General features: G+C 53.7%; 18 protein-coding genes. 12 read left to right on the top strand and 6 right to left on the bottom strand.

Annotated elements, in window-relative coordinates:
• The first annotated feature begins 99 nt into the window (after nt 1-99).
• The 4 genes from ilvD (at nt 100) to HNR64_RS01485 (ending at nt 4032) form a co-directional block, all read left to right on the top strand.
• Nucleotides 100-1941, top strand: a complete 1842-nt coding sequence (gene ilvD / locus HNR64_RS01500) for a dihydroxy-acid dehydratase (protein WP_204994848.1) — start codon at nt 100-102, stop codon at nt 1939-1941.
• 82 nt (nt 1942-2023) lie between these two features.
• The gene (locus HNR64_RS01495; protein WP_204994847.1) at nt 2024-2656 is read left to right on the top strand and encodes a DUF998 domain-containing protein; all 633 of its coding nucleotides are present in this window, start codon (nt 2024-2026) and stop codon (nt 2654-2656) included.
• A 34-nt stretch (nt 2657-2690) separates the two neighbouring features.
• Nucleotides 2691-3248, top strand: coding sequence for a hypothetical protein (locus HNR64_RS01490; protein WP_204994846.1), 558 nt, complete (start codon nt 2691-2693; stop codon nt 3246-3248).
• 34 nt (nt 3249-3282) lie between these two features.
• Nucleotides 3283-4032 carry an SDR family NAD(P)-dependent oxidoreductase gene (locus HNR64_RS01485; RefSeq protein WP_027873323.1) on the top strand — a complete coding sequence of 250 codons (750 nt, stop codon included), beginning with the start codon at nt 3283-3285 and terminating at the stop codon, nt 4030-4032.
• A gap of 73 nt (nt 4033-4105) precedes the next feature.
• On the opposite strand, the gene HNR64_RS01480 is transcribed toward HNR64_RS01485, so the two are convergent.
• A complete protein-coding gene (locus HNR64_RS01480) occupies nt 4106-6451 on the bottom strand; it encodes a TonB-dependent receptor (protein ID WP_204994845.1) in 2346 nt (781 codons plus the stop codon).
• A 57-nt stretch (nt 6452-6508) separates the two neighbouring features.
• Nucleotides 6509-7681 carry a hydroxymethylglutaryl-CoA reductase gene (locus tag HNR64_RS01475; RefSeq protein WP_204994844.1) on the bottom strand — a complete coding sequence of 391 codons (1173 nt, stop codon included), beginning with the start codon at nt 7679-7681 and terminating at the stop codon, nt 6509-6511.
• A 376-nt stretch (nt 7682-8057) separates the two neighbouring features.
• Here HNR64_RS01475 and HNR64_RS01470 point away from each other — a divergent pair, with 376 nt between their 5' ends.
• The 3 genes from HNR64_RS01470 (at nt 8058) to HNR64_RS01460 (ending at nt 12556) form a co-directional block, all read left to right on the top strand.
• Complete coding sequence (locus HNR64_RS01470) at nt 8058-9230, top strand: acyl-CoA dehydrogenase family protein (protein ID WP_204994843.1); 1173 nt, start codon at nt 8058-8060, stop codon at nt 9228-9230.
• 378 nt (nt 9231-9608) lie between these two features.
• Nucleotides 9609-10787: an acetyl-CoA acetyltransferase gene (locus HNR64_RS01465; protein ID WP_204994842.1), complete on the top strand. Its 1179-nt coding sequence runs from the start codon at nt 9609-9611 to the stop codon at nt 10785-10787.
• Nucleotides 10788-10855: 68 nt separating this feature from the next.
• Nucleotides 10856-12556 carry an AMP-binding protein gene (locus HNR64_RS01460; RefSeq protein WP_204994841.1) on the top strand — a complete coding sequence of 567 codons (1701 nt, stop codon included), beginning with the start codon at nt 10856-10858 and terminating at the stop codon, nt 12554-12556.
• Nucleotides 12557-12577: 21 nt separating this feature from the next.
• Here the strand turns inward: HNR64_RS01460 and HNR64_RS01455 are convergent, their stop codons facing one another.
• Nucleotides 12578-13507: an AraC family transcriptional regulator gene (locus HNR64_RS01455; RefSeq protein WP_204994840.1), complete on the bottom strand. Its 930-nt coding sequence runs from the start codon at nt 13505-13507 to the stop codon at nt 12578-12580.
• 328 nt (nt 13508-13835) lie between these two features.
• Here HNR64_RS01455 and HNR64_RS01450 point away from each other — a divergent pair, with 328 nt between their 5' ends.
• The 4 genes from HNR64_RS01450 (at nt 13836) to HNR64_RS01435 (ending at nt 18173) form a co-directional block, all read left to right on the top strand.
• Nucleotides 13836-15068 carry an alpha/beta fold hydrolase gene (locus HNR64_RS01450; RefSeq protein WP_204994839.1) on the top strand — a complete coding sequence of 411 codons (1233 nt, stop codon included), beginning with the start codon at nt 13836-13838 and terminating at the stop codon, nt 15066-15068.
• 154 nt (nt 15069-15222) lie between these two features.
• Entirely contained in the window at nt 15223-17502 is a 2280-nt protein-coding gene (locus HNR64_RS01445) for a TonB-dependent receptor (protein ID WP_204994838.1), read from the top strand.
• Between the two features lie 132 nt (nt 17503-17634).
• Entirely contained in the window at nt 17635-17793 is a 159-nt protein-coding gene (locus HNR64_RS01440; RefSeq protein WP_036255757.1) for a YqaE/Pmp3 family membrane protein, read from the top strand.
• Entirely contained in the window at nt 17790-18173 is a 384-nt protein-coding gene (locus HNR64_RS01435) for a DUF4112 domain-containing protein (RefSeq protein ID WP_027873322.1), read from the top strand. The genes HNR64_RS01440 and HNR64_RS01435 overlap by 4 nt, the downstream gene beginning before the upstream one ends.
• A gap of 50 nt (nt 18174-18223) precedes the next feature.
• Here HNR64_RS01435 and ahpF read toward each other — a convergent pair whose 3' ends face one another.
• Together ahpF and ahpC are read right to left on the bottom strand one after the other, a co-directional pair.
• Nucleotides 18224-19819 carry an alkyl hydroperoxide reductase subunit F gene (gene ahpF / locus HNR64_RS01430; protein ID WP_204994837.1) on the bottom strand — a complete coding sequence of 532 codons (1596 nt, stop codon included), beginning with the start codon at nt 19817-19819 and terminating at the stop codon, nt 18224-18226.
• Nucleotides 19820-19876: 57 nt separating this feature from the next.
• Nucleotides 19877-20446, bottom strand: coding sequence for an alkyl hydroperoxide reductase subunit C (gene ahpC / locus HNR64_RS01425; protein ID WP_204994836.1), 570 nt, complete (start codon nt 20444-20446; stop codon nt 19877-19879).
• Nucleotides 20447-20588: 142 nt separating this feature from the next.
• On the opposite strand from ahpC, the gene oxyR reads away from it, so the two are divergent.
• A complete protein-coding gene (gene oxyR / locus HNR64_RS01420; RefSeq protein WP_027873319.1) occupies nt 20589-21503 on the top strand; it encodes a DNA-binding transcriptional regulator OxyR in 915 nt (304 codons plus the stop codon).
• Nucleotides 21504-21568: 65 nt separating this feature from the next.
• On the opposite strand, the gene HNR64_RS01415 is transcribed toward oxyR, so the two are convergent.
• Nucleotides 21569-22474 (bottom strand): Dyp-type peroxidase, encoded by a 906-nt coding sequence (locus tag HNR64_RS01415; protein WP_204994835.1) that lies wholly within the window; start codon nt 22472-22474, stop codon nt 21569-21571.
• Nucleotides 22475-22522 lie beyond the last annotated feature (48 nt).

Raw genomic sequence — 22522 nt, 5'->3', positions numbered from 1 at the left:
CTGTGTCGCGGATAGTCCTGTGCAGGCATAGGGTGAGTGCCCGGCGCTGTGTTAAACTGGCTGGCTCAAATGGAGAGTCGATTTAACAAAGAGGTCAGCATGCCTGCATACCGTTCCAAAACCTCCACCGCCGGCCGCAATATGGCAGGTGCCCGAGCGCTGTGGCGCGCCACGGGTATGAAAGATGATGACTTTAATAAACCCATCATCGCTGTTGCCAACTCCTTTACCCAGTTTGTGCCGGGCCATGTCCATCTCAAGGACATGGGGCAACTGGTTGCCCGCGAAATTGAGAAAGCGGGTGGTGTGGCAAAAGAGTTCAATACCATTGCTGTAGATGACGGTATTGCCATGGGCCACGACGGCATGCTGTATAGCCTGCCGAGCCGGGACATCATCGCCGACTCCGTTGAGTACATGGTCAACGCCCACTGCGCCGATGCCATTGTCTGTATTTCCAACTGCGACAAGATTACTCCGGGAATGTTGATGGCGGCGATGCGTCTGAATATTCCGGTTATCTTTGTCTCTGGCGGCCCGATGGAGGCCGGAAAAACCAAGCTGTCGGAAAACAAACTGGATCTGGTTGATGCCATGGTGATTGCTGTGGATGAAAATGCGGACGATGAGACCGTGGCGGAATATGAGCGCTCAGCTTGCCCAACCTGTGGCAGCTGTTCCGGGATGTTTACCGCGAACTCCATGAACTGCTTGACCGAAGCGCTGGGTCTGTCGCTGCCGGGTAACGGCTCGTTGCTGGCCACTCACGCCGACCGCGAAAAACTGTTTCTGGAAGCCGGCCGCCGAATCGTTGAGCTTGCCAAGCGCTACTACGAAGAGGACGACGACAGCGTACTGCCGCGCAACATTGCCAGTCGTGAGGCGTTCAATAATGCGATGGCACTCGATATTGCCATGGGCGGCTCAACGAACACGATTCTTCACTTGCTTGCCGCCGCTCAGGAAGCGGAGCTGGACTTTGGCATGAAGGACATCGACGAATTGTCTCGCCGCGTGCCTCAGCTCTGTAAGGTTGCACCGAATACACCGCTCTACCATATGGAAGACGTGCACCGCGCTGGCGGTGTTATGGGTATTCTCGGTGAGTTGGCGCGCGCTGACCTGCTCAACACCGGCCTGCCTACCGTGCATGCCAGCAGTGTGGCCTCGGCCCTGCAAACCTGGGACATCATGGTGACCGACAACGACGCGGTGAAAACCTTTTACAAGGCTGGCCCCGCAGGGATTCCGACGCAAACCGCCTTTAGCCAGGACACGCGCTGGTCGTCACTGGATGCCGACCGCGAAAATGGCTGCATTCGCTCGCTGGAGCACGCTTTCTCGGAAGAAGGTGGTTTGGCGGTGCTGCATGGCAACATCGCCGAGGACGGCTGTGTTGTAAAAACCTCGGGCGTGGATGAAAGCATCCTGGTCTTTGAAGGCCCGGCGCATATCTGCGAGAGCCAAGAAGATGCGGTTGATGACATCCTCAATGACCGTGTAAAAGCCGGTGACGTGGTGATTGTGCGCTATGAAGGCCCCAAAGGTGGCCCGGGTATGCAAGAGATGTTGTATCCCACCAGCTACATCAAGTCGAAAGGCTTGGGCAAGGCCTGTGCGCTGCTGACCGATGGCCGCTTCTCGGGCGGTACATCTGGCTTGTCGATCGGCCACGCCTCACCAGAGGCCGCAGCGGGCGGCGCCATTGGTTTGGTAGAGCAGGGCGATATCATTCGCATTGATATTCCTGCGCGCACCATTAATGTGCTGCTCGATGATGCTGAATTGGCTAAGCGCCGCAAGGCGATGGATGCCAAAGGCAGCGAGGCCTGGAAGCCACTAAAAGAGCGTCCGCGCAAGGTTTCTGCAGCGCTCAAAGCCTATGCCAAAATGGCAACCAGTGCAGATAAAGGCGCTGTAAGGGACATCAGTCAGCTGTAATGCACGCTGCGCCGCCGGAGCACACAGCGCTTCGGCGGCGCGCTAGCCTGTATGGCCAGCGGTGACACCAAGGAATGAGTGTATGGCGAAAGATTGGCGCCGGCTGGGATATATCGCCGGTATTGTAATTCCTCTTTGGCTGCTAGTTGGGGTGATGCTCGCCGCATCGTTCTACCCTGGCTATAGCCATCGCCACCAAGCGCTGAGTGAATTGGGCGCGACTGGGGCGCCGACCGATGTGCTGTCACCACTGATCAATAATTTCCCGTTGGGCGGGCTGTTTCTAATGTTCGCCTATGCGGTTTTCAAAACCTTCCCTCACTCCCGGTTGGCAAAGTTTAGCGCCGTGCTCATAGGCGTACATGGCGTGGCCAGTATCGGAGCTGGCCTGTTTTCCTGCGACATGGGTTGTAATCCGCCGTCTCCTTCTGTTGATCAGCAGCTGCACAATCTTTTTGGGGCGGTGATGTTTTTGAGTTTACTGATAGCGAGCGCACTGTGGGGTAGCCTCAGCTGGCGCGTGCTGCAGTGTCGCTGGCTGGCTGTGCTGTCAGCCGCTTGCTGCGCATTGGCAATTCTGACCTTGTGGCCCATGGCTGCAGCCATCGAGTCAGGGGAAAACTTTGGCGTATACCAGCGCCTTAACTACGGCGTGGCGGTACTTTGGTTGAGCGCACTGGCGGGTCAGCTTTATTGGCTGCAGGGCCGTCGATAAGGTCGGCGATGAACACTTAAAGGGATCATATATTATGGAAGAATCCTCGTCGCTAGAGCAGGAGTCAGCGGCCAATCAAGGTGCAGAATTCCCCGGTTACTTTGCGGTATCAACGACAAAGTTCATTGTCATGTCGGTGTGCACGCTGGGGCTGTATGAGGTGTTTTGGTTTTATAAAAACTGGCAGCGCGTGAAAGAAAAAACCGGCGCACAGATGATGCCATTTTGGCGAGCCGTGTTCGCGCCGCTGTGGGCCTATGTATTGTTTGATCATTTGCGCGACCAGCTTAAAGAATGGTACATAGCAAGCACGCTTGTCGCCGGCGCGTGGGCGCTCCTCTATCTTGCCTTTCAGGTGCTGTCGCAATTTGAAGCGCCAGTGGGCCTGTTGGCGATACTGTCTTTTAGTGCCCTGCTGCCGGCAAATGCCGCGATGAGCCGTATCAACGCTGTTCAGCAACCCCCTGTAGAGCTGAATGATAAAATACAGGGTTGGAATTGGCTGGCAGTGGCGCTAGGCGGCGTGTTTTATTTGATGTTGGCGCTGGCGTTGCTCGGGCCGGGTGACATGGCGCCGGCCCAGCGAATTTAACAGGGCAGAGTGCTGAGTTAGGGAGAATAATTATATGCAAAGACATAAGGGTAGTGTTGCGCTGGTTACTGGCGCGGCGTCGGGTATCGGGCGCGCTACGGCGATTCGGCTGGCGCAAGAGGGCGCAAGCGTTATGCTCTGCGATGTGAATATGAGCGGTCTAGAGGAAACGCTCAGCCTGATGCCGCCGTCTGCCCGAGTACAGTGCCAAGAGCTGGACGTGACTAATATTGACAGCTGCCAGCAAGCAGTTGCCCAATGCATGATCGATTTCGGGCGGCTGGATGTGCTGTGCAATATTGCCGGCATATCGCTGTGTCGCAACCTTGCTGACATTACCGCAGAGGAATGGCAGCGGATCGTTGCGATCAATCTAAACGGGGTGTTTTACATGTGCCAGGCGGCAATGCCCCACTTGGTGGAGACCCGGGGGAACATCGTTAATATGGCGTCGACGGCGGGCCTGGAGGGCTTGGCCTACAACGCGGGCTATTGCGCAACCAAGGGCGCGGTAGTGATGTTAAGCAAGTCGCTGGCAATGGAGTTCTCGGGCAAGGGCGTACGCGTGAATGCCGTCTGTCCCGGCGCGGTGGAAACGCCGCTGAGTGCTAAATTTGAAATGCCGGAAGGGGCCGACCCCGCGCTTTTGGGGCGTATGTTCCCCCTGTTGGAAATGAGTCAGCCCGAGGAAATTGCCGCCGCCGTGGCCTATTTGGCGTCGCAGGAGGCGCGCTTTGTTACCGGTGTCGCGTTTGCCATTGATGGCGGTCAGACGGCTGGCTGATGTAGTCGGAGAGCATAAAAAAGGCTACTTGACGTCGCCAAGTAGCCTTTTCAGTCACCGATACCGGTGTGGATTAGAAGTGATAAATCGCTTCTACACCAAAGGTTGTGGGCTCGCCGCGCTGGGTAGTCAATACGCCGGCAACAGCATTTACCGATGCGCTGATATAGCTGCGGTAGCTCTCATCCAATAGGTTCTTACCCCATACACCGACTTCCCATTTCCGCTCGGGGCTGTAGTAGGACACACGCGCATTCAGCAAGCCGTAGGCTTCTTGTTCGTTGTCGCTATCAGAATAGGGGTCTGTGACCTGCGTTGGTCGCTGATAGTGCTCATCCTGGTAGGTGTAGGTCATATTGGCTCGAAGCTCGCCCATGTCAGCCATTTCTACCGAGTAATCCAAAGAGAGTGTTGCCGCGAGCTCGGGCGACCATGTGCGTGAGGTGCCCTCTTCTATACGAAGCAGGCCCTGCGCGTCGCGCACGTCTTCGGTGTACTCGGCATTCAAAGCCAATACGTTGGCGCTGATAGTCAGGCGCTCAGTGGCCAGGTAGGTAAGTTCAGTTTCCCAGCCTTTTCCGGTTACTTCTGCAGCGTTTACAGTACGTGCAACTGGCGAATTGCCGTCGGCGAGTAGGGTCTGCAAATCCTTGTAGACGTACATGAAGATAGATGAGTTGAATCGTAACCGTCGATCAAACAGGTCGGATTTAATACCCACTTCGTAATTGATGTTAGTTTCTTCATCAAACGGGTCTGTGGCGAAGTCTGGTGTGGTGAAGCCGTTTACCGGATCGCCTTCTACGGTTAGGCGGGTGTTGAAACCACCGGACTTGTAACCCTGACTAATGGTCGCGTACAACAGGATATTTTCGTCAAGCGCGTAGTCGGCACCGATACGTCCGGAAACATTACTCCAGTTGTCGTCCCATGAACTTACCGATGGGTCGGCAAGCTGTGAATGGTTTGGGTAGAGAATGCCGCCATTGTTGTAGCTGGTGTTCTGTGGGTCGGCGTAGTCAAAGGTCTTCTTGTCGTAGGAGTAGCGAATCCCCGCAGTAAGATTGAGGGCCTCTGTTACATGCCATGTGGCATCAGAGAACAGTGAGTAGCTTTCTGTTTCGTTATCGCCGCCACTGGACTCGGTTACGTTGTTTGCGGCACCGGCAGGCCCGATGCGGTTTAGGCCGATTAGGGAGCTTAGATAGGTGGTGTTCCACTCTTCACGGTCTTGTTTGTAGTAGTTAAAACCGACAAGCCAATCTAAGCTTTCGGTCATGCCATTCAGGCGAAGCTCCTGGTTGATCTCTTTGGTGCTGCCGGTCTTCCATGAATTTGCAAGCCCGAGGTTACTGCCGTCGAGATCACTGCCAACACGGGCGTCCACTTCCCTAAGTGAGCTGATTGATGTCAGTGTAAGATCTGAGTTGATATCCCAGGTTAGTTTCACTGCGTCGCCAGTGATCTTCCGGTTCTGAACAATATCAGGTGCCGCCGCTGCAGGTCTTACTGGGAGGCCGCCGCCGATGGGGAGGATAAAGCCGGCGTTGCCACTGGCATTGTCGTTGTTTTTCTCATTGTAGAAGCTTGCCGGATGAGCCTGGGACCATACCGCCGCCCAGATAGGAGAGCTGGGGTTGATGGCATTGACGCTGGTGTAACCGCTGTGGTCATCTTGCTTAGACCAGTCGCGGCTATATTCTACTTCCAGGCTATCGGCGGCGACCCATAGAGCGCGTACAAAGCCAGACATGCGATCCTGGCCTGATCCATCTTTCTTGCCAGTGATTACATTTGTCTGCCAGCCATCTCGGTCACGAGTGGAAATGCCGCCTCGCACCATTAGGGTGTTGTCGATAATGGGAACGTTGACGAGGGCGCGGCGTGTTAGCAGGCCATAGTTGCCAACGCCAAGGCTAACCTCTGCCTCAAGTTCATCGCTGGGTTTATTGGTAATAACGTTTACGGCACCGCCTGACGCGTTGCGGCCGAATAGTGTGCCTTGGGGGCCTTTCAACACTTCTACTTGGCGTATATCGAGCAAGTCACCGAGCATTTCAAAGCCGTTGCCAAGGTATATGCCATCGAGATAGAACGGAATACTTTCTTCCACACCGAAGCCGAAGCCGTAACTGTTGACTCCCCGAAGTGCAGATACCTTGAAGGTGCTCTGTGTATCGGCGATCTTGAACCCTGGCGATATTGATGACATGTCGCTCAACGTGCTGATACCGTTTTGGCGCATCGTGTCTGCAGTCACGGCCTGCACGGCGATAGGTACGTCCTGAAGGCTCTGACTGCGCTTTTGTGCCGTGACAACGACCTCCTCAACGGCTAACGGTTTTGCATCATTGGCATAGGCAGTGACACAGCTAACTGCAATCGCGGACGACAGAATACTGCGTTTGAAGTTATTCATTATTTTTTACCTTTGTAAATCGTAGTGAATTAAATGAAGAGCAGGTAGATGAAAGCGCTACCTGTTCCGTCCGTAGGTTTCGTGAGCATTGACAAATTCACCCGCCGCAATTGCATTTGCGATAGAGATATCTCCAGCGGCGACCACAGAGGCGGCGATTTCCGCTAGCTTTTTTGCTTTGCCTTTACCGAAGCAATCCATCATTTCTAAACATTCCCGCTGAGTGGCAAGTGAGGTGCCACCGCCATAGCTAGCGACAATGATTGAGGGCAGCGTCCACGACCAGTAGAGGTCGCCATTCTCCATTACCTCGGTAAATGTTTGCCCTGCATGGGACTCAACAACATTGGCTTCATCTTGCCCGGTCGCAATGAAAAATGACGCTATCGCGTTGGCAGATTGTCCGCCTGTATAGGACGCACCCGCGAGCAAGCTGCCTTGATGAGATATATCTCGCAGACGTTGTATCGTTTTTGCGTCTGTTCGAAGTAGCGTTGCCATAACCTCTTTTTTTAGGACAAGCTCCGCAACAACGCGTTTTCCGCGACTACTAAAATTATTGATATGTGAGTGCTTCTTGTCGGTGTCTAAGCCGCCACTGAAGGCATAGAATACGATCTCGCCTGGGTAATTGCTGAGTATCCAGCGGCAAGCATGGTCGGTTGCGCGGGAAACCATATTTTGACCTGCAGCGTCGCCCGTCGAGAAATTCCAGCGCATATACAGGATATTGTGAATTGACCATTTCTGAATAAACGCCAGTTTGGCTACAGAGCTGGTTGACTCTGCCTCGCGTTTAATTTCCTCGATGTGTGTTTCCATCCAAAGAAGAAACTGCTTTACATCGCGGGCGCTTCTGAACTTGAATGCCGGTGCGCGCTGCATATAGTCGTCGAAGACCGTAGTGGTAATGCCGCCGCTTGCAGTGATTGCTTTCATACCGCGGTTGAAGCTCGCAACAAGCGTGCCTTCAGTGGTTGCCAAGGGGATGAAGAAATCCCCTGACGCGTGCTCGCCATTAATTCGTAAAGGGCCGGCAACACCGATGGGCAGCTGGCAGGTGCCGAGAAGGTTCTCGCAATTTCCTGATACAGTTTCTGGATCAAAGGAAAAGGCAGAAGTATGGGGGAGCGATGCGCCGCTAGCCGCTTCAATGAACTGACGTCGTGCTTTTATAGCTGCTAACGAATAGTCGCCGTCAGGCTGTCGGGGTATTTTCCGATCTGTCATCTTCCCTTCCCTCGTTCTGTGCTTATTGTTATTTCGGCCTCATTTCATGTAAACGAAATACCATGACCGGTTTACATAGTAGGAGCCTGTTCCGTTCTCAGACAATTGCGACACCGCTCATAGATATAGCTCTGGCGCTCACGAGTTCCTTCGGTACAGGTAGCCGATCACCAATTAAAGTGTCTTTCATCGGGTATGGGGGCGGTTAGTGTTGTGACCTTAGCGCTGGATTTCTTATCTCCCTGCCTGGCTCAATATCATTTTGAGCGGAGCAGACAGTATTCTGAAACGCCGTGCCAGTGAATTCCTCGAGCTACACCATTAACTTGTTAACACGTTATCTGCCCTACAACATAAAATTAAAGAGAACTGTGTTATGTCACTTTCATTTGATTCAAGCAGGCTAAAAAATCCGGATTTAACGGAAGAGCATGAGGCATGGCGCGACCATTTGCGCCGCTTTATCGATAAAGAAATTACGCCAAATGTTGATGATTGGGATGAGCAGGGAGAATTGCCTCCGGAGTTGTGGGAAAAAGCGGCGGCCGTAGGAATGATGGGGATGGGTTACCCCGAGGAATACGGTGGCACCTCAGAAGGAATCGATATTCACTACAGAAATATTTTGAGTGAAGAGCTGGCGAGAACAAGCTTGGGTGGGCTGCCGAGTACGTTGCTATCTCACGGTATTGGCTTGCCGCCGGTTCTGGCATTTGGCAGTAGTGAGATCAAGAGTGAGCTGATTCCGCCAATTCTGGCTGGGAAAAAGCGCATCTCGCTGGCTATTACTGAGCCCTCAGGCGGCTCCGATGTTGCTAACCTGAAAACCACCGCCGTGCGCGATGGTGATTACTATATTGTTAATGGTAGTAAGACCTTCATATCTGGTGGTATGGGCGCTGATTGGTTTACGACAGGCGTTCGTACGGGCGGAGATGGCGTTGGTGGAATTTCAGTGCTTGTGATTCCCGCCGATGCTGAGGGTGTGAGTCGTACACCGTTGGATAAAAAACAGGGTTGGTGGTGCAGCGATACCGCAACTATTTACTTCGATAATGTCCGGGTGCCGATCGCTAACCGCTTGGGAGAGGAGAATGCCGGATTCTTTGTTATCGCGCATAACTTCAATGCTGAGCGGCTTTCAATGTCGGTGATGGCAGAGGCAAGTGCTCGAGTGTGTCTTGAAGAAGCCGTGAACTGGGCGCAAGATCGGAAAACCTTTGGCAAGCGTTTGGCTGACCACCAAGTAATTCGTCATAAAATTGCTGAAATGAAGCAGAGAATAAATTGTTGTCAGGCCTACATACAGCACTGTACACGCGAGGTGTTAGCGGGTACGGCGGTATTCGGTGATATTGCTCTGCTAAAGGTGCAGTGTAGCCAGACCATGGAGTTCTGTGCGCGAGAAGCCATGCAAATATTGGGTGGCATCGGTTATATGCGCGGGAACCGTGTAGAGCGTATCTATCGCGAAGTTCGCGTAAATGCGATTGGCGGTGGCTCTGAGGAAATCATGCGCGATCTTGCTGCGCGTCAGTTTCAGCTATAAAACACGGTCATCGATAGGAGTGTTGTGACGATGATCGACCCGAAAAGCCCGGTTCTGATCGGCATTAGTCAGCATACGTGGCGGGATTGCGACGCAGGTCGCACCCCCACAGACGCGCTAGAACAGGTTTCGCGCCGAGCAATGCTCGATAGCGGTGTTGACGATATTTGCCAGCATATAGACTGTATTGCAAGCGTACGATTTATTGCTGATACCAATCCAGCAATAGCGGGGTTGTTTCCACGCAATCCGGGCTTGGAGGTTGCGCGGCGTTTGAGCATTCCGGCCCCTCAGTTGTTGGCAGGGCCGATCGGAGGAAATTCGCCCCAGTATATTGTTAACCGCTTGGCTGAGCGATTGCACCGGGGGGAGTGTTCAATGGCGCTGCTTCAAGGTGCTGAGCTGTTTGCAACTTTTTTTGCAGCGATGAAGTCGGGTGATTCGCTGGCGCATTGGGCAGATGGTGAAACTCTGCCCGAAATTCTCGGCGACGGTGACCGCGACGGTACGAGCGCAGCCGAAAAGGCATGCGGCCTCTACGAACCCATTAACACCTACCCTCTGTTTGAAAATGCGCTTCAGCATGGTAAAAAAAATAGCCGCTCTGTTCATCAGCAATTGTTGGGAGAGCTGTCCAGCCGTATGTCTGCCGTTGCGGCGGGGAATCCTCACGCCTGGCGGCAAGAGCGATATTCTGCAGACCAAATTTCCACGGTTTCTGATGAGAATCGGATTATTGGATTTCCCTATACCAAATTAATGAATGCCGTCTTGGCGGTGGATATGGCTTCGGCAGTGCTAATGACTACTGCAGGCAAGGCGATTGAAATCGGTATTGACCCATCGCGGTTGGTATATCTCCGGGCAGGGACGGATATTAATGAAATATGGAATATCACGGAGCGAGAAGATTTAACGCGTTCTCCTGGTCTGGGTAAAGCCGTTCGCGCAGTGCTCGATCATGCCGACATTGCTTTGGATTCTATCGATCGATTCGATTTATACAGCTGTTTCCCCAGTGCTGTACAAATCGCCTGTAATGAAATTGGTTTATCACCGTTTGATGAGCGTGGCGTCACCGTAACGGGCGGACTGCCGTTCTTTGGTGGCCCTGGTAATAACTATTCGCTACATGCCATAGCTGAAATGGTGAGGCTGATACGCGAAGGGGAAGCCAGAAACGGGTTGGTTACCGCAAATGGCCTGTATTTGACCAAGCATTCGGTCGGTGTTTATTCATCCTCGCCGCAAGATGGTGAGTGGCAGGCTATCGATGCTCTACCGCTGCAAAATGAAGTGGATAGCGGGCCTCGAGTTCAGCTAAGTGAGGACTATCAGGGTGAGGTGGTTGTAGAAACCTACACCATTTCGTTCGATCGCAATGGCCCCAAGCGCGGCATTGTCGTAGCTAAGACGCCGTCAGGACTGCGCGCAATTGCCAATATTGATGATCACATTACTCTGCAGAGCCTTCTCGATATGGATGCGGTTATTGGTGTTAAGGGACGCATACATACTCAGGGTGAAAGCAGGTTCTTTGAAATAGTAACTGACTAATCAGCGCTCACTGACAGGACTGTGATTAGTCGTCCCTCGCGGACATATAGCAAAGTGGATGTTTGGATATGAGCGATAACAATAAGCCAAGAACTCTCTCTGTATTAGAGGCTTTCTACCAACGCGAAGCCGAGCAGGCAACTGATATCTGTTTTATACAGCCAGTGTCGGCTGACGAGGTCGTGGAGTACTCGTGGCGTGAAACCGCAGATCAGGCCCGGCGTGTTGCTGCGTTCCTGCGCTCGCTTAACCTGGAAGCCGGGAGTCGTATCGCATTGATGTCGACGAACTGTGCAAACTGGATAATGGCTGATCTTGCTATCTGGATGGCGGGCCATATTTCTGTGCCGATATACCCTGTGCTAACGGGCGGAAGTGTTCGACAGATACTGGATCATTCCGGTGCAAAAGTGATGTTTGCCGGCAAGCTAGAAAAGTGGCCGGAGATCGCGACTGGCATTGATGAAGATATTCAGCTAATTAGTTTTCCGCTTGCGTCTTCCGTGCCTGATGATATCGGCAAACGCTGGAACGACATATTGGTGGAATTTGAGCCGATAGCGGACAATCCAATACCAGATCTTGATGAGTTGGCAACGATTATTTACACCTCGGGTACAACGGGCATGCCTAAAGGAGTCATGCACTCGTTTAAGAACCTGGCAACAGTTGGCACTGCCTCCGGGCAGATGTACGGCATCAGCACACAGGATCGCAAGCTTTCCTATTTGCCTTTGGCGCATGTCGGCGAAAGAGCCTCGGTGGAGGTTAACCATATTTATTACGGCTATCGTGTGTTTTTCTCATACTCTCTTGCAACGTTTGGTGAGGACCTGCGTCGCGCCCGGCCTACACTCTTTTTTGCCGTGCCGAGAATATGGCAGAAGTTTCAGCAGCAGGTAAATGCAAAAATCCCTAATAAGCGTTTACAGCGACTGTTGAAGCTGCCATTTATCGGTAAACGCGTCCGCAAAAAAGTCTTGGAAGGCATGGGGATGGATGCCATGCGCATAGCAATAAGTGGTGCGGCGCCACTATCAACGTCGCTGATAAATTGGTATCGCTCACTGGGCATTGAGATTCTGGAAGGATATGGCATGAGCGAAAACTTTGCTTTTTCTCACGCTACCAGAAGTGGCGAGTCTCGCGTTGGCTATGTCGGCACGCCCTCTACGGGTGTTGAGTGTCGTATTGCTGAGTCAGGAGAAATTCTAGTCAAGACGCCCGCAGCGACGCTCGGTTACTACAAAGAGCCAGAGCTTAGTGCAGAACTATTTGATGATGACGGTTTTATTCGTACCGGTGATCGCGGTGAGATAGATGCGCAGGGCAGGCTTCGAATCACTGGTCGTATTAAGGAAATTTTTAAAACAAGCAAAGGGAAATATGTTGCGCCAGCACCAATTGAAGACATGCTGAGTCAAAGTGATGATATAGAGCTCGTATGTGTTACCGGCGCGAACATGCCGCAACCTCTGGCATTGGTTGTGTTGACAGAAGAAAGTAAAGAGTTGAGCAAAACGGAAGGCGGAATGCGTGAACTTGCCAAGCGTTTACTTCAGACATTGTCAGACACCAACGGCAAACTTGATAAGCATGAAAATATATCGCATATCGTGATTGTTGGTGATGAATGGACGCTGGAGGCAGGCCTGATAACACCAACCTTAAAAGTGAAGCGGGCCCAGTTGGAAGAACGCTATAGCGGGCACTTTGCTAATTGGCAGCGTCAGTCACAGGCTGTTGTTTGGGCCGAGCCAGTATTGTAATACCGGGTAGTTGGGTATGACTTAGGAGATATAGGCTTTGGGTGTTGTGCCGGTCCAGCGCTTAAAGGCGCGGAAGAAAGATGTCGGTTCGCTGAAGCCCGAGGCGTAGGCCGCTGCTTTTACGTTGCCTTCTCGGAGAAGGACGTTGATAGCGAAATCCCGACGAATATCGTCTTTTAGGTCTTGGTATGTCGTACCTTCCTCGCGAAGGCGTCGGCGCAGCGTTGCAACGCTAAGATTGAAGCGCTCTGCCACGTCTTCCAGGCTGGGAAAATCGCCGACGGCGCTATCTTCCAGTAGCTTTCTGATTTCGTAGTTAAGACTGTGTCGTACACCTCTGCCGGACATCAGATAGTAGGCTGGGGCTTTTAAAAATTGCTCCATGCTCTCTCGGTCTTGCAAGATCGGGCGATCGAGATATTCGGCTGGGAAGCAAAGCTGATTTCTCTCCTGCTCATAATTAATGGAGAAATTCAGTAAATAATCATAGTCGCGTGCTCGCCGGTTTTTCTTCCCAATAATATCCACGGAATTAATTGGGATATAGTCACGAATTGTCCAGCAGCTAACGCGATGAGCTAACGCTAACAAAATAATCGTGATGTGCTGACCTAAAGAGCTCCTATTCTGCGTTGGTGTTTTTACCTCGTAATAAGCATTTTCGCCGTCTTGGCGGAGATCCATTTGAATGTCGCTATTGATTAGTGCCAGCGTCTTAATGCGGCGACGAAGAAAGTGTCCCAGAGTTTTGCAGTCCATGCAGCTTTGGCACAATAGAACGAAAGAACCGGGTTTTACTGGCGTCGGCAGCATTCCGCAGCTCTCATCGTCCATCTCTACCATCAAGGTGTTCGCCAGAGCGATAAAGTTTCGCAGTGGCACAGGGGCAGTTTTGCTTTCCAGTACGCTGGCGGGAATTTGTGCGCCACTGAGCAAGTCATCCCGAGACAATCCGCGTGACTCTGCGAGTGCGAGCAATGTTAGGACGTGTTGCCCGGGTACGGTTGATATTTCCACCTGTTCTACTTATTGCCTCGTGTGAGTAGATTCATCATTGGATCAAGTATAACCGCGACGGGTAGGAATCCAACATCTTGCTCGCATGTGCGAGGTGTTTGGCTGACCCTGAATGGCTATTTGATACCGCTTCGTGAGCGATTGGGCTACTAACCTGCAGCTTTCTGCGATTGTTCTATTTATCGTCGACGCATACCCTTGCAAAGAAATAATCAGCTATCGGGTTGGTGTACATAGCTGTGCCATAACAAAGGTGACGACGATGATATTACTACGCATAGCCCGCAGGGCAATTAATAGATGGATGCTGCTTGTCTTACTTGCCAGTGTGGTAATGCCCCTGAATGCCGCTTCGCCAGCGATCGCTCCACCCTTGGGTGATATGGCCCTGAGTGATTTTTATCTGTACAAAGGGGCACATCCGGGCAAGGCGGGAGTTCTGCTTCGTCAGGAGCCGCTGGCCAAGCATCAGTCATTGATGCGCGCTGGAGAAAATCTCCGACTCTTGTATTCATCGAAAGATGGGCTTTTTGGCGAGCAAGATATTGTGGTTTCCGGAGCGCTTTACCTGCCGAAAGGTGATGCGCCAAAAGGGGGATGGCCTCTTATTGCATGGGCTCATGGCACGGTGGGTATCGCGGATGCATGTGCGCCGTCATGGAACGGTCGTCGAGATCGCGATAATACTTATCTAAATTTCTGGTTGGCGAATGGTTATGCCGTTGTTGCCAGCGATTACCAAGGTCTGGGTACCCCTGGTACTCATCCGTATTTGGCTACGCGTCCGGCGGCATACAGCAACATCGATATTATCCGCGCTGTGCAGAACGCCAATTTCCCCGTGTCGAAGTCCGTTGTGATTATCGGTCAGTCACAGGGTGCTGGTGCGGCGCTCGCGACAGTGGGCTACGCGCCGCAATACGGGCCAGAAATCGACGTGCGGGGTGCTGTGCTGACGGGGGCACCCTATTTTTCTGCAGAGGGTTTGGCTGCCGTCCAGGCATCTCGCCCAAAGGATGTGGTCGACCCGATGTTGGCCTATAACTTTCTGGCCCTATCCATGCTCGGGTTGATCAATCCTGAATTTCGCCTTGAGGACTACGTGCGGCCGTCGGCGTTAGTAGTGGCAAAAGCCGTTAACGACACTTGCTATGGTGATTTGCGTGACAAGGTGGATGCTGCGGCACTCACCTACAACAAGGCATTCAAGAAAAGCCCGGGTGCGGTTCTGCAGGCGGCCTTCAAAAGAATGGAGTATGCGACGCTCAAGCTAGATGTTCCTGTGTTTATGGGAATCAGTGGTAAAGATTTGAGTACCCCGGTGCGTATGCAAATGGCTCTTAAGAAGAGTTTGTGCGCGGCGGGCACCACAGTCGAGTCGCATTTCTACCCTCGTGCGACACACGGTAGTGTTGTGAATGGTTCAACCAATGACTCGTCGGTTTTCGTGGAAAAGGTTTTTGCAGGTCAAAAAATTCAAGCTCGCTGCGAGTAAATTCGTTTCCTCCGTTTTGGGTCCGGGTGAGCAACTATTCAGTTCCTCGGGCCCTTTTTTGTGTCCGGCCGCCACTAATGTACAGTTTTTGATAATGGTGTAATACTAAGAGTCGCTAAGCATCGCATCAATAACTATAAAAGCGAGATTGACTATGCACAAAGCCTTGTCTGGCGCGCTCACGGCGAGTGCGCTAATGGTTACCCCCCTGCCCGGCTCTGCGGAATCAGAGCCTGCAAAGCAACTCAAGCTGGAAGAAGTGATCGTGACCGCGCAGAAGCGCGCGGAGTCTTTGTCGGATGTGCCGGTTTCAGTAACCGCACTGGACGGTGACAAGCTTAAGAAAGCCGGTATTGAAAACCTGAGCGACCTTTCCGATTACACGCCGAATTTTAAATTGGTGGAAGGCGGCTTACTTCCCAATGTGTATATGCGCGGCGTGGGCTCCGGTTCAAACCAGGGCTTTGAGCTGTCGGTGGGCATATTCTCAGATGGCGTTCACCTGGGGCGCCCCCACCAAACTCGTGGCGCCTTCATGGATTTAGAGCGAGTGGAGGTGCTGCGCGGCCCGCAGTCTATCCTGTTTGGCAAAAATGCGATTGCCGGTGCACTGAGTTTGATTGCCGCCAAGCCCGGCGACGAGCTGGAGGCGAACTTTAGCGCGCTGCGTGGTGGCCCCGATGGCCAGCGGGAAATCTCTGCAATGTTGTCGATGCCGCTCAGCGATACCTTTGGCATTCGTGCGGCGGTGAGAACGCGAGACGAAGATGGTTATATGACCAATGAAAATCCCGCCGTCGATCGCGATGAACCGGGCGTCGAGGAATTCTCAGGCCGTATCACCTTTGGTTGGCTGCCCAGCGATGACATCACGACCAGCCTGAAGCTTGAAAAAACCAATCGCAAGCAGGATGGTCGTCAGTTTGAAATTACGCACGAGAGCGCACTGACAGGTTGTAGCGGTGAAAATGTCACCTTGGACGGCATTAAAAATACCGACGCCGAAGAGTACGCCGAAATCGATAATTACAACGCCACACTCAACGTCGATATCGATTTTGAGAAGGGAACGTTTAGCTCGGTAACCGCGGCGACCGGCTTCGAGTCAGAGGACTTGTTTGACGGCGATTCCAGCAGTTTTGATACCGTGCCGCTGTTGGGTATTGAAGAGTACGACCAACGCAGCCAGGAGTTCCGTTTTACCTCTCCAGGTGGAGAGTTTATCGACTACATTGTCGGCGCCTTCTATCAGGAGGGCGAGATGACCTTCTACGAGTCTACGCCCTTGAAGGTGCGCAATGGCGCACTGGCAGATGCGGGCCGCAATCCGGTGGGCTGCCTGATCAATACACAGACCAACGTGGCTGCGGACCTTGAGAAAGACTTCTACATGGACAGCGAGGCGTGGTCGACCTTTGCCCAGGTAACCTTCAACTGGACGGACTCTTTGAGAACGACGCTGGGCCTGCGTTACGTGAACGAGAAAAAAACCGGCTTCCGTGAATTATTCCTCTATCAGTCGGGGACGAAAAATCCCGTTGATCCGGTGACTGCGACCGTACTGGGTGCGCTGAACATTGAGGAGCATGAGATCGAGGGTGACCGCGAGGTGGGTGTCACCCTGCCGTCGGTCAATGTTCAGTGGGATCTCAATGAAGACATTATGACCTACGCCACCGTTACCCGCGGGGCGAAGTCAGGCAGTTTTGACGCGCGCAACAACAATGCCAAAGATGGGCCGGGCGGTGGTGGCGAGAACTTTGAGTTTGAAGACGAAGTGGCCGATGCCATAGAAATAGGCAGTAAAATGCAGCTGGCTGATGGCGCGGCGGAACTGAATATTGCCGTGTATCACGTTGAGTACGAAGACATGCAGGTCAGTGTCTTTGATGGCGTAGCCGGTTTTGTGGTGTCCAATGCAGGTAGTGCATTGACGAAAGGTGTAGAGCTGGATGGGCGCTGGCTAATGAGTGAATGGTTTATGCTCAGCGGCTCGCTTGCCTACTTGGATTTTGAGTGGCTCGAATACAAAGAGGGGCCTTGTGTGGCCACTGCCGACGAGGATATATGCGACCTCAGCGGCAAAGAAAATCAACAAACGCCGGAGTGGACGGCCACGCTATCGGGTGCGGTGAGTATTCCCATGCCAGCCGATTTAATGCTCGACTTCACCGCTGACGCCTCATTTAAAGATACCCATTTTACCTCGGGTGACCTCGACCCTCGCGGCATTCAGGGTGCCTACACCAAGTTCAATGCGCGCTTGGCGCTCGGCGACAGCAATGGCGACTGGTCCCTGGCCTTGGTGGGTAAGAATATTACCGACGAGCTGACGATTGGTATTGGCTCGCCCACGGTGTTGGATGTTGGCGGGTATCGCGGCACCCTGGAGCCACGCCGATCTTATTATCTAGAGGGCCGCGTGCAGTTCTAGGGGCTGTTAACGCCCCCATACCGCAGAGATTTGCGCTTCCTCCATTTGCGCCGGTGCCTTACCGAGGTTCACGGCGCTTTTTTTTCTGTGCTACCTTAAGTTACTCAACAGCTTGTTTATCAGGGATTTTTTATGGATATCATCCGCATCATCTTTGCCATTTTGCTGCCGCCCCTCGGTGTATTCCTGCAGGTGGGCATTGGCAAACACTTCTGGATTAACATCATCCTTACGCTGTTCGGCTACCTTCCCGGCATTATCCACGCGGTTTATATCATTGCCAAAAAATGACGGATGACAACATCGCACTGCGGGTGCGTCGAAGCCGTCAGTGGGCGACGCTACTCGACGGCGCTTGGGGAATTCCGTTTACCCGTTGGCGTATCGGTATTGACCCTTTGCTGGGTCTACTTCCTGTGGCCGGTGACGTGGTCGGGGCGCTGCTCGGCTTGGGCATTGTCTGGCAGGCCCACAAAGCATCGGCGCCGCGGGCACTGAAGGTAAAAATGCTTGGCAATATCGCCCTGGACTTTGCCCTGGGCGCGGTACCGATCGTCGGTGACATTGCCGACATAGCCTTTCGTAAAAATGATCGCAATGCCAAGCTGCTTGAAGACTGGGCAAATCAGTTGGACCACAGAGCCGAAGCGCGTACGACGTCGCGCCACTAAAAAAGCCCCGATACCGGGGCAAGCATGGGGTGTCGCACAGGGTGGGAGAATCAGGCAGCTTGGTGTTGGTCGCCGTCGGCTTGCGCATCGCTTACCGATTGGCGAATCAAGTAGTCGAATGCACCGAGAGCGGCGTTGGCACCGTCCCCCATGGCAATAACAATCTGCTTGTAGGGGGTGGTGGTTGCGTCGCCAGCCGCGAACACGCCGGGCATTGAGGTCTCGCCACGGTCGCCAGTGATCACTTCGCCGCGTTCGCTGAGCGCCACGCTGTCCTGCAGGAATTCCGTGTTGGGCACTAAACCGATCTGAACAAAAATGCCCGACAGTGCAAGCTCTCGCGACGCGCCGGAATTGCGGTCGGTATATCGAAGGCCGGTTACACGTTCGCCATCGCCGAGTACCTCGGTGGTTTGCGCGTTCAGGATAAATTCGATATTCGCCATGGAGTTGGCTTTGCGCTGCAGCACCTCGTCGGCGCGCAGGGTAGTGTCAAACTCCAACACCGTGACATGCTCGACAATGCCAGCCAGGTCAATGGCTGCTTCAACGCCGGAGTTGCCACCACCGATTACGGCTACCGACTTACCCTTGAACAAGGGGCCATCGCAGTGTGGGCAGTAGGCCACACCTTTGCCCCGGTACTGTTGTTCGCCGGGAACATTCATTTCACGCCAGCGGGCACCCGTGGCGAGCATCACCGATTTGCTGCGCAGCGCCATGCCGTCGCCGATATCAACGCGGATAAGACCTTGCTGGTCGGTGCTGAGGCCGCGGGCACGCTGTCCCTCCATAATATCGACGTCGTAACTACTGACGTGCGCTTCCAGGTTCGCCGCCAATTTTGGCCCCTCGGTTTTTGACACCGAGACAAAGTTCTCAATACCGACGGTATCCATCAGCTGGCCGCCAAATCGCTCGGCCAGAATTCCCGTGCGGATGCCTTTGCGCGCCGCATAGATGGCTGCCGATGCACCGGCGGGGCCACCGCCGATAACCAGCATGTCGAAGGCATCTTTATCGGCCAGCTGGGCGCGGCGACGTTCTCCGGCATTGCTGTCGACCTTCTGCAAAATATCTTGAAGGCTGATCCTGCCCTGTGAAAACGGCGCGCCATTTAACAACACCGAGGGCACGGCCATGATGTTGCGCTCGCTGACCTCATCTTGAAAAAGTGCGCCGTCGATCATCTCGTGGCGGATGTTGGGGTTGATGGCCGCCATCATGTTCAGCGCTTGAACCACATCGGGGCAGTTTTGGCAGCTCAGTGAAATATAGGTTTCGAAGTGCAGCTCGCCGTCCAGGTCGCGGATTTGCTCAATCAGCGCCGGGTCAATTTTCATTGGGTGGCCGCCGCTGTGAAGAATGGCCAGCACAAGCGAGGTGAACTCGTGCCCCAGAGGTAAACCGGCAAAGCGAATTTCGGTGTCGCCGGCTGCTGGGCGCACGCCCATGGCAGGGCGGCGGACGTCGGTACGGGTATCGCGACGAACACGAATATCGCTGGAAAGACTATCAATATCTTGAATCAGTGCCTCCAGTTGCAGGGAGGCCTCGCCTTGGCCGGGGTAGGCGACCAGCTCTACCGGCGTTTTCAGGTTTTCCAAGTAGTTTGCCAGTTGCTGTTTCATTTTCAGGTCTAACATAGTGGCTCCCTGTAGATTGCGTAGCTAAGAGCGGCCCCGTTTGGGGCCGGTGTGGCCTTAAATTTTGCCGACAAGGTCCAGCGACGGTGACAGCGTATCTTCGCCAGGCTGCCAAGCTGCTGGGCAGACTTCGCCGTCGTGTTCGGCGACGTACTGTGCTGCCTGCACCTTGCGAACCAGCTCTTTGGCTGATCGCCCGATACCCAGGTCATGCAGTTCGGCGACCTTGATTTCTCCCTCGGGGTTAATTACGAAGGTGCCGCGCAGGGCCAGGCCGTCCTCTTCGATCATTACGCCGAAGTTGCGCGAGATCTTGCCAGTGGGGTCGCCGATCATCGGGAATTGGATTTTGCCGATGGTGTCGGAGCTGTCGTGCCACGCTTTGTGGGTGAAGTGTGTGTCTGTGGACACGGAGTAAACCTCAACACCCATTTCTTGCAGCTGCGAGTAGTGGTCAGCCATATCGCCCAGTTCGGTGGGGCAGACAAAGGTGAAGTCGGCCGGGTAGAACATCACGACCGACCATTTGCCTTTCAGGTCGGCATCGCTAACGTCGATGAAGTCACCCTGGTGGAAGGCGGTCGCCGTGAAGGGCTGTACTTTGCTGTTGATAATCGTTGGGAACATAGTGCTCTCCTGTATTGTTTGGCGTCGAAAATGTGAAGACAGGAGTGAGTCTACGCAGGGATTTAGATGCGATCTAATCGATCGTAATAATTATTTCAATAGATAATTCCTATGGTATGCTGCGCTAAAGCAAGGAGGAGCCATGGTTAAACTTCGCGATTTGCAGTACCTCGATGCAGTGGCGCGCCACCAGCATTTTGGCCGTGCGGCCGAGGCGTGTTTTGTCAGTCAGCCGACGCTGAGCGGGCAAATTATGAAACTGGAAGAGCAGATCGGCTTGGTGCTGATTGAACGCCACCGTAAGCGAGTGATGCTGACGCCCGCGGGCGAGGCCTTGATTGGGCGCGCGAGGGCCGTTCTGCGCGCTGCTGAAGACTTTGAGGACAGTGCGCGGGCACTGTCGGCACCGCTGTCGGGTGACTTCCACCTGGGCCTGATCCCCACCGTGGCACCCTACTTACTGCCCCATATTATGGGGCCACTGGGGCGGGACTTGCCGGAGGTGAATTTTTATCTCCACGAAGACCAGACGCATGTTCTGTTGCAACAGTTGGATGACGGCAAACTCGATGTGGTGATCTTGTCGTGGCTGGACAGCATCGAAAATGTGGAGCGCTACAACCTCTACCGTGAGCCCTTGGTGTTGGCGGCGCCAAACCATACGCCGCTGGCAAAACTGGATCGCGCTGCGCTCTCTGATCTGGATGGTCAGTTAGTGCTTACTTTGGAAGATGGTCACTGCCTGCGTGATGAAACCTTAGACTATTGCTTTTCAGCAGGAGCGAAAGAGGACCAACGCTTTCAGGCTACCAGCCTGGAAACCCTGCGCTATATGGTCGCCAGTGGTCTGGGTATTACCTTGATGCCACAGCTCGCTGTGCGCCCCGCCGACGAAGATCAGGGGCTGCATTACGTACCTTTTGGTACGCCGCCGCCGAGTAGGGAAATCTGCCTGTTGGTCAGGCCGAACTATTCGCGTATGGAGGCGGTGCGGGCGATGGTCGCCAGTATCCGCGGGGCAATGGCGGGGGCGTTGTCAGAGGCTGAGGGGGTTTAGCAGGCAAAAAAAGGGGCGCCGCTTGGGGCGCCCTAATCATACCTAGAGTAGGAGACTTCGTAATCTTAGTCAGACGCCAAATCAGAAAGTTCCGCCGCCGACGGTGCAAACCAGTAACTGCCGCTTAGCGGCGTCGAAAAATCATTCAAGCGATCCACGATGCCATCGTCGGCTTTGCCAAACATGCTCGCTAAAATGTGGTCATATCGCTCGATATCGCAGCTAAAAGACAGGAAGTAAAGACCGTGCTTAGAGACTCCGCCATAGGGAACGCTGCGTCGATATAATTTTTGTGCCACGCCATCGATCTTCACATCGCTGCGACTCACGTGTGAGTCGTCCGGCATGGCATCTCCTTTCAGCTCGACACTGTCGGGCTTGGTGCGACCGATCACTTTTTCCTGCTCGTGTTGTGGCATTGCGCGAAAGTGCTTCAAATTGTGCTGCCACTGCTGCGAGAGCACAAAGCTACCGCCGGCGCCGGGTCGGCCCTCGGGGATCAGTGCAACTTTGCGCTGGCCCTCTCCTTTCGGGTTTTCGGTACCATCGATAAAGCCACTCAGGTCGCGGGAGTCTTTGTACAGAAAGCCGTTTATCTCAAGGGAAACGGCAGCCACGTCCGCCAGTAATTCGCTGGCTTTCATGGCGGCGTCAAACAATGCGCTGTATTCGTCGCCATTGAGCCAAAGTAAAATACTGCGCTGTGTGGCGGGGGCGGCGACGGCGCCATTGCCGACCGCGCTGAAGGGTTTTAGCCCGGCGGGTTGAGAGCGGCCCAGCCGCTGCCAGCAGTCTGCGCCGAAGGCCCAAACGACGTTGAGCTGGCGGCCGTCGAGGTCTTGAAGGGCGCCTATGGCGTTTGCCAACGATGCCTGTAACGCCGCGTCACTGGTTGCGTCTAACAATTCAAATTCGAGAAAGATATGACGATGACTGCCTTCGACAAAAATGCCGGCTTGGGGAAGACTCATGCGGTGTTCTCTTTTGGTGTGCGAAAAGTCATTTTTTAACAGGCCGCT

The organism is Spongiibacter marinus (assembly GCF_016906995.1).
Classification (GTDB): domain Bacteria; phylum Pseudomonadota; class Gammaproteobacteria; order Pseudomonadales; family Spongiibacteraceae; genus Spongiibacter; species Spongiibacter marinus.
This window is presented reverse-complemented; position numbering and strand designations above follow the sequence as displayed.

Excerpts from the sequence above, each read along its gene's own strand:
- ilvD (WP_204994848.1), top strand. The coding sequence starts at position 100 with ATGCCTGCATACCGTTCCAAAACCTCCACCGCCGGCCGCAATATGGCA.
- HNR64_RS01495 (WP_204994847.1), top strand. The coding sequence starts at position 2,024 with ATGGCGAAAGATTGGCGCCGGCTGGGATATATCGCCGGTATTGTAATT.
- HNR64_RS01490 (WP_204994846.1), top strand. The coding sequence starts at position 2,691 with ATGGAAGAATCCTCGTCGCTAGAGCAGGAGTCAGCGGCCAATCAAGGT.
- HNR64_RS01485 (WP_027873323.1), top strand. The coding sequence starts at position 3,283 with ATGCAAAGACATAAGGGTAGTGTTGCGCTGGTTACTGGCGCGGCGTCG.
- HNR64_RS01480 (WP_204994845.1), bottom strand. The coding sequence starts at position 6,451 with ATGAATAACTTCAAACGCAGTATTCTGTCGTCCGCGATTGCAGTTAGC.
- HNR64_RS01475 (WP_204994844.1), bottom strand. The coding sequence starts at position 7,681 with ATGACAGATCGGAAAATACCCCGACAGCCTGACGGCGACTATTCGTTA.
- HNR64_RS01470 (WP_204994843.1), top strand. The coding sequence starts at position 8,058 with ATGTCACTTTCATTTGATTCAAGCAGGCTAAAAAATCCGGATTTAACG.
- HNR64_RS01465 (WP_204994842.1), top strand. The coding sequence starts at position 9,609 with ATGGCGCTGCTTCAAGGTGCTGAGCTGTTTGCAACTTTTTTTGCAGCG.
- HNR64_RS01460 (WP_204994841.1), top strand. The coding sequence starts at position 10,856 with ATGAGCGATAACAATAAGCCAAGAACTCTCTCTGTATTAGAGGCTTTC.
- HNR64_RS01450 (WP_204994839.1), top strand. The coding sequence starts at position 13,836 with ATGATATTACTACGCATAGCCCGCAGGGCAATTAATAGATGGATGCTG.
- HNR64_RS01445 (WP_204994838.1), top strand. The coding sequence starts at position 15,223 with ATGCACAAAGCCTTGTCTGGCGCGCTCACGGCGAGTGCGCTAATGGTT.
- HNR64_RS01440 (WP_036255757.1), top strand. The coding sequence starts at position 17,635 with ATGGATATCATCCGCATCATCTTTGCCATTTTGCTGCCGCCCCTCGGT.
- HNR64_RS01435 (WP_027873322.1), top strand. The coding sequence starts at position 17,790 with ATGACGGATGACAACATCGCACTGCGGGTGCGTCGAAGCCGTCAGTGG.
- ahpF (WP_204994837.1), bottom strand. The coding sequence starts at position 19,819 with ATGTTAGACCTGAAAATGAAACAGCAACTGGCAAACTACTTGGAAAAC.
- ahpC (WP_204994836.1), bottom strand. The coding sequence starts at position 20,446 with ATGTTCCCAACGATTATCAACAGCAAAGTACAGCCCTTCACGGCGACC.
- oxyR (WP_027873319.1), top strand. The coding sequence starts at position 20,589 with ATGGTTAAACTTCGCGATTTGCAGTACCTCGATGCAGTGGCGCGCCAC.
- HNR64_RS01415 (WP_204994835.1), bottom strand. The coding sequence starts at position 22,474 with ATGAGTCTTCCCCAAGCCGGCATTTTTGTCGAAGGCAGTCATCGTCAT.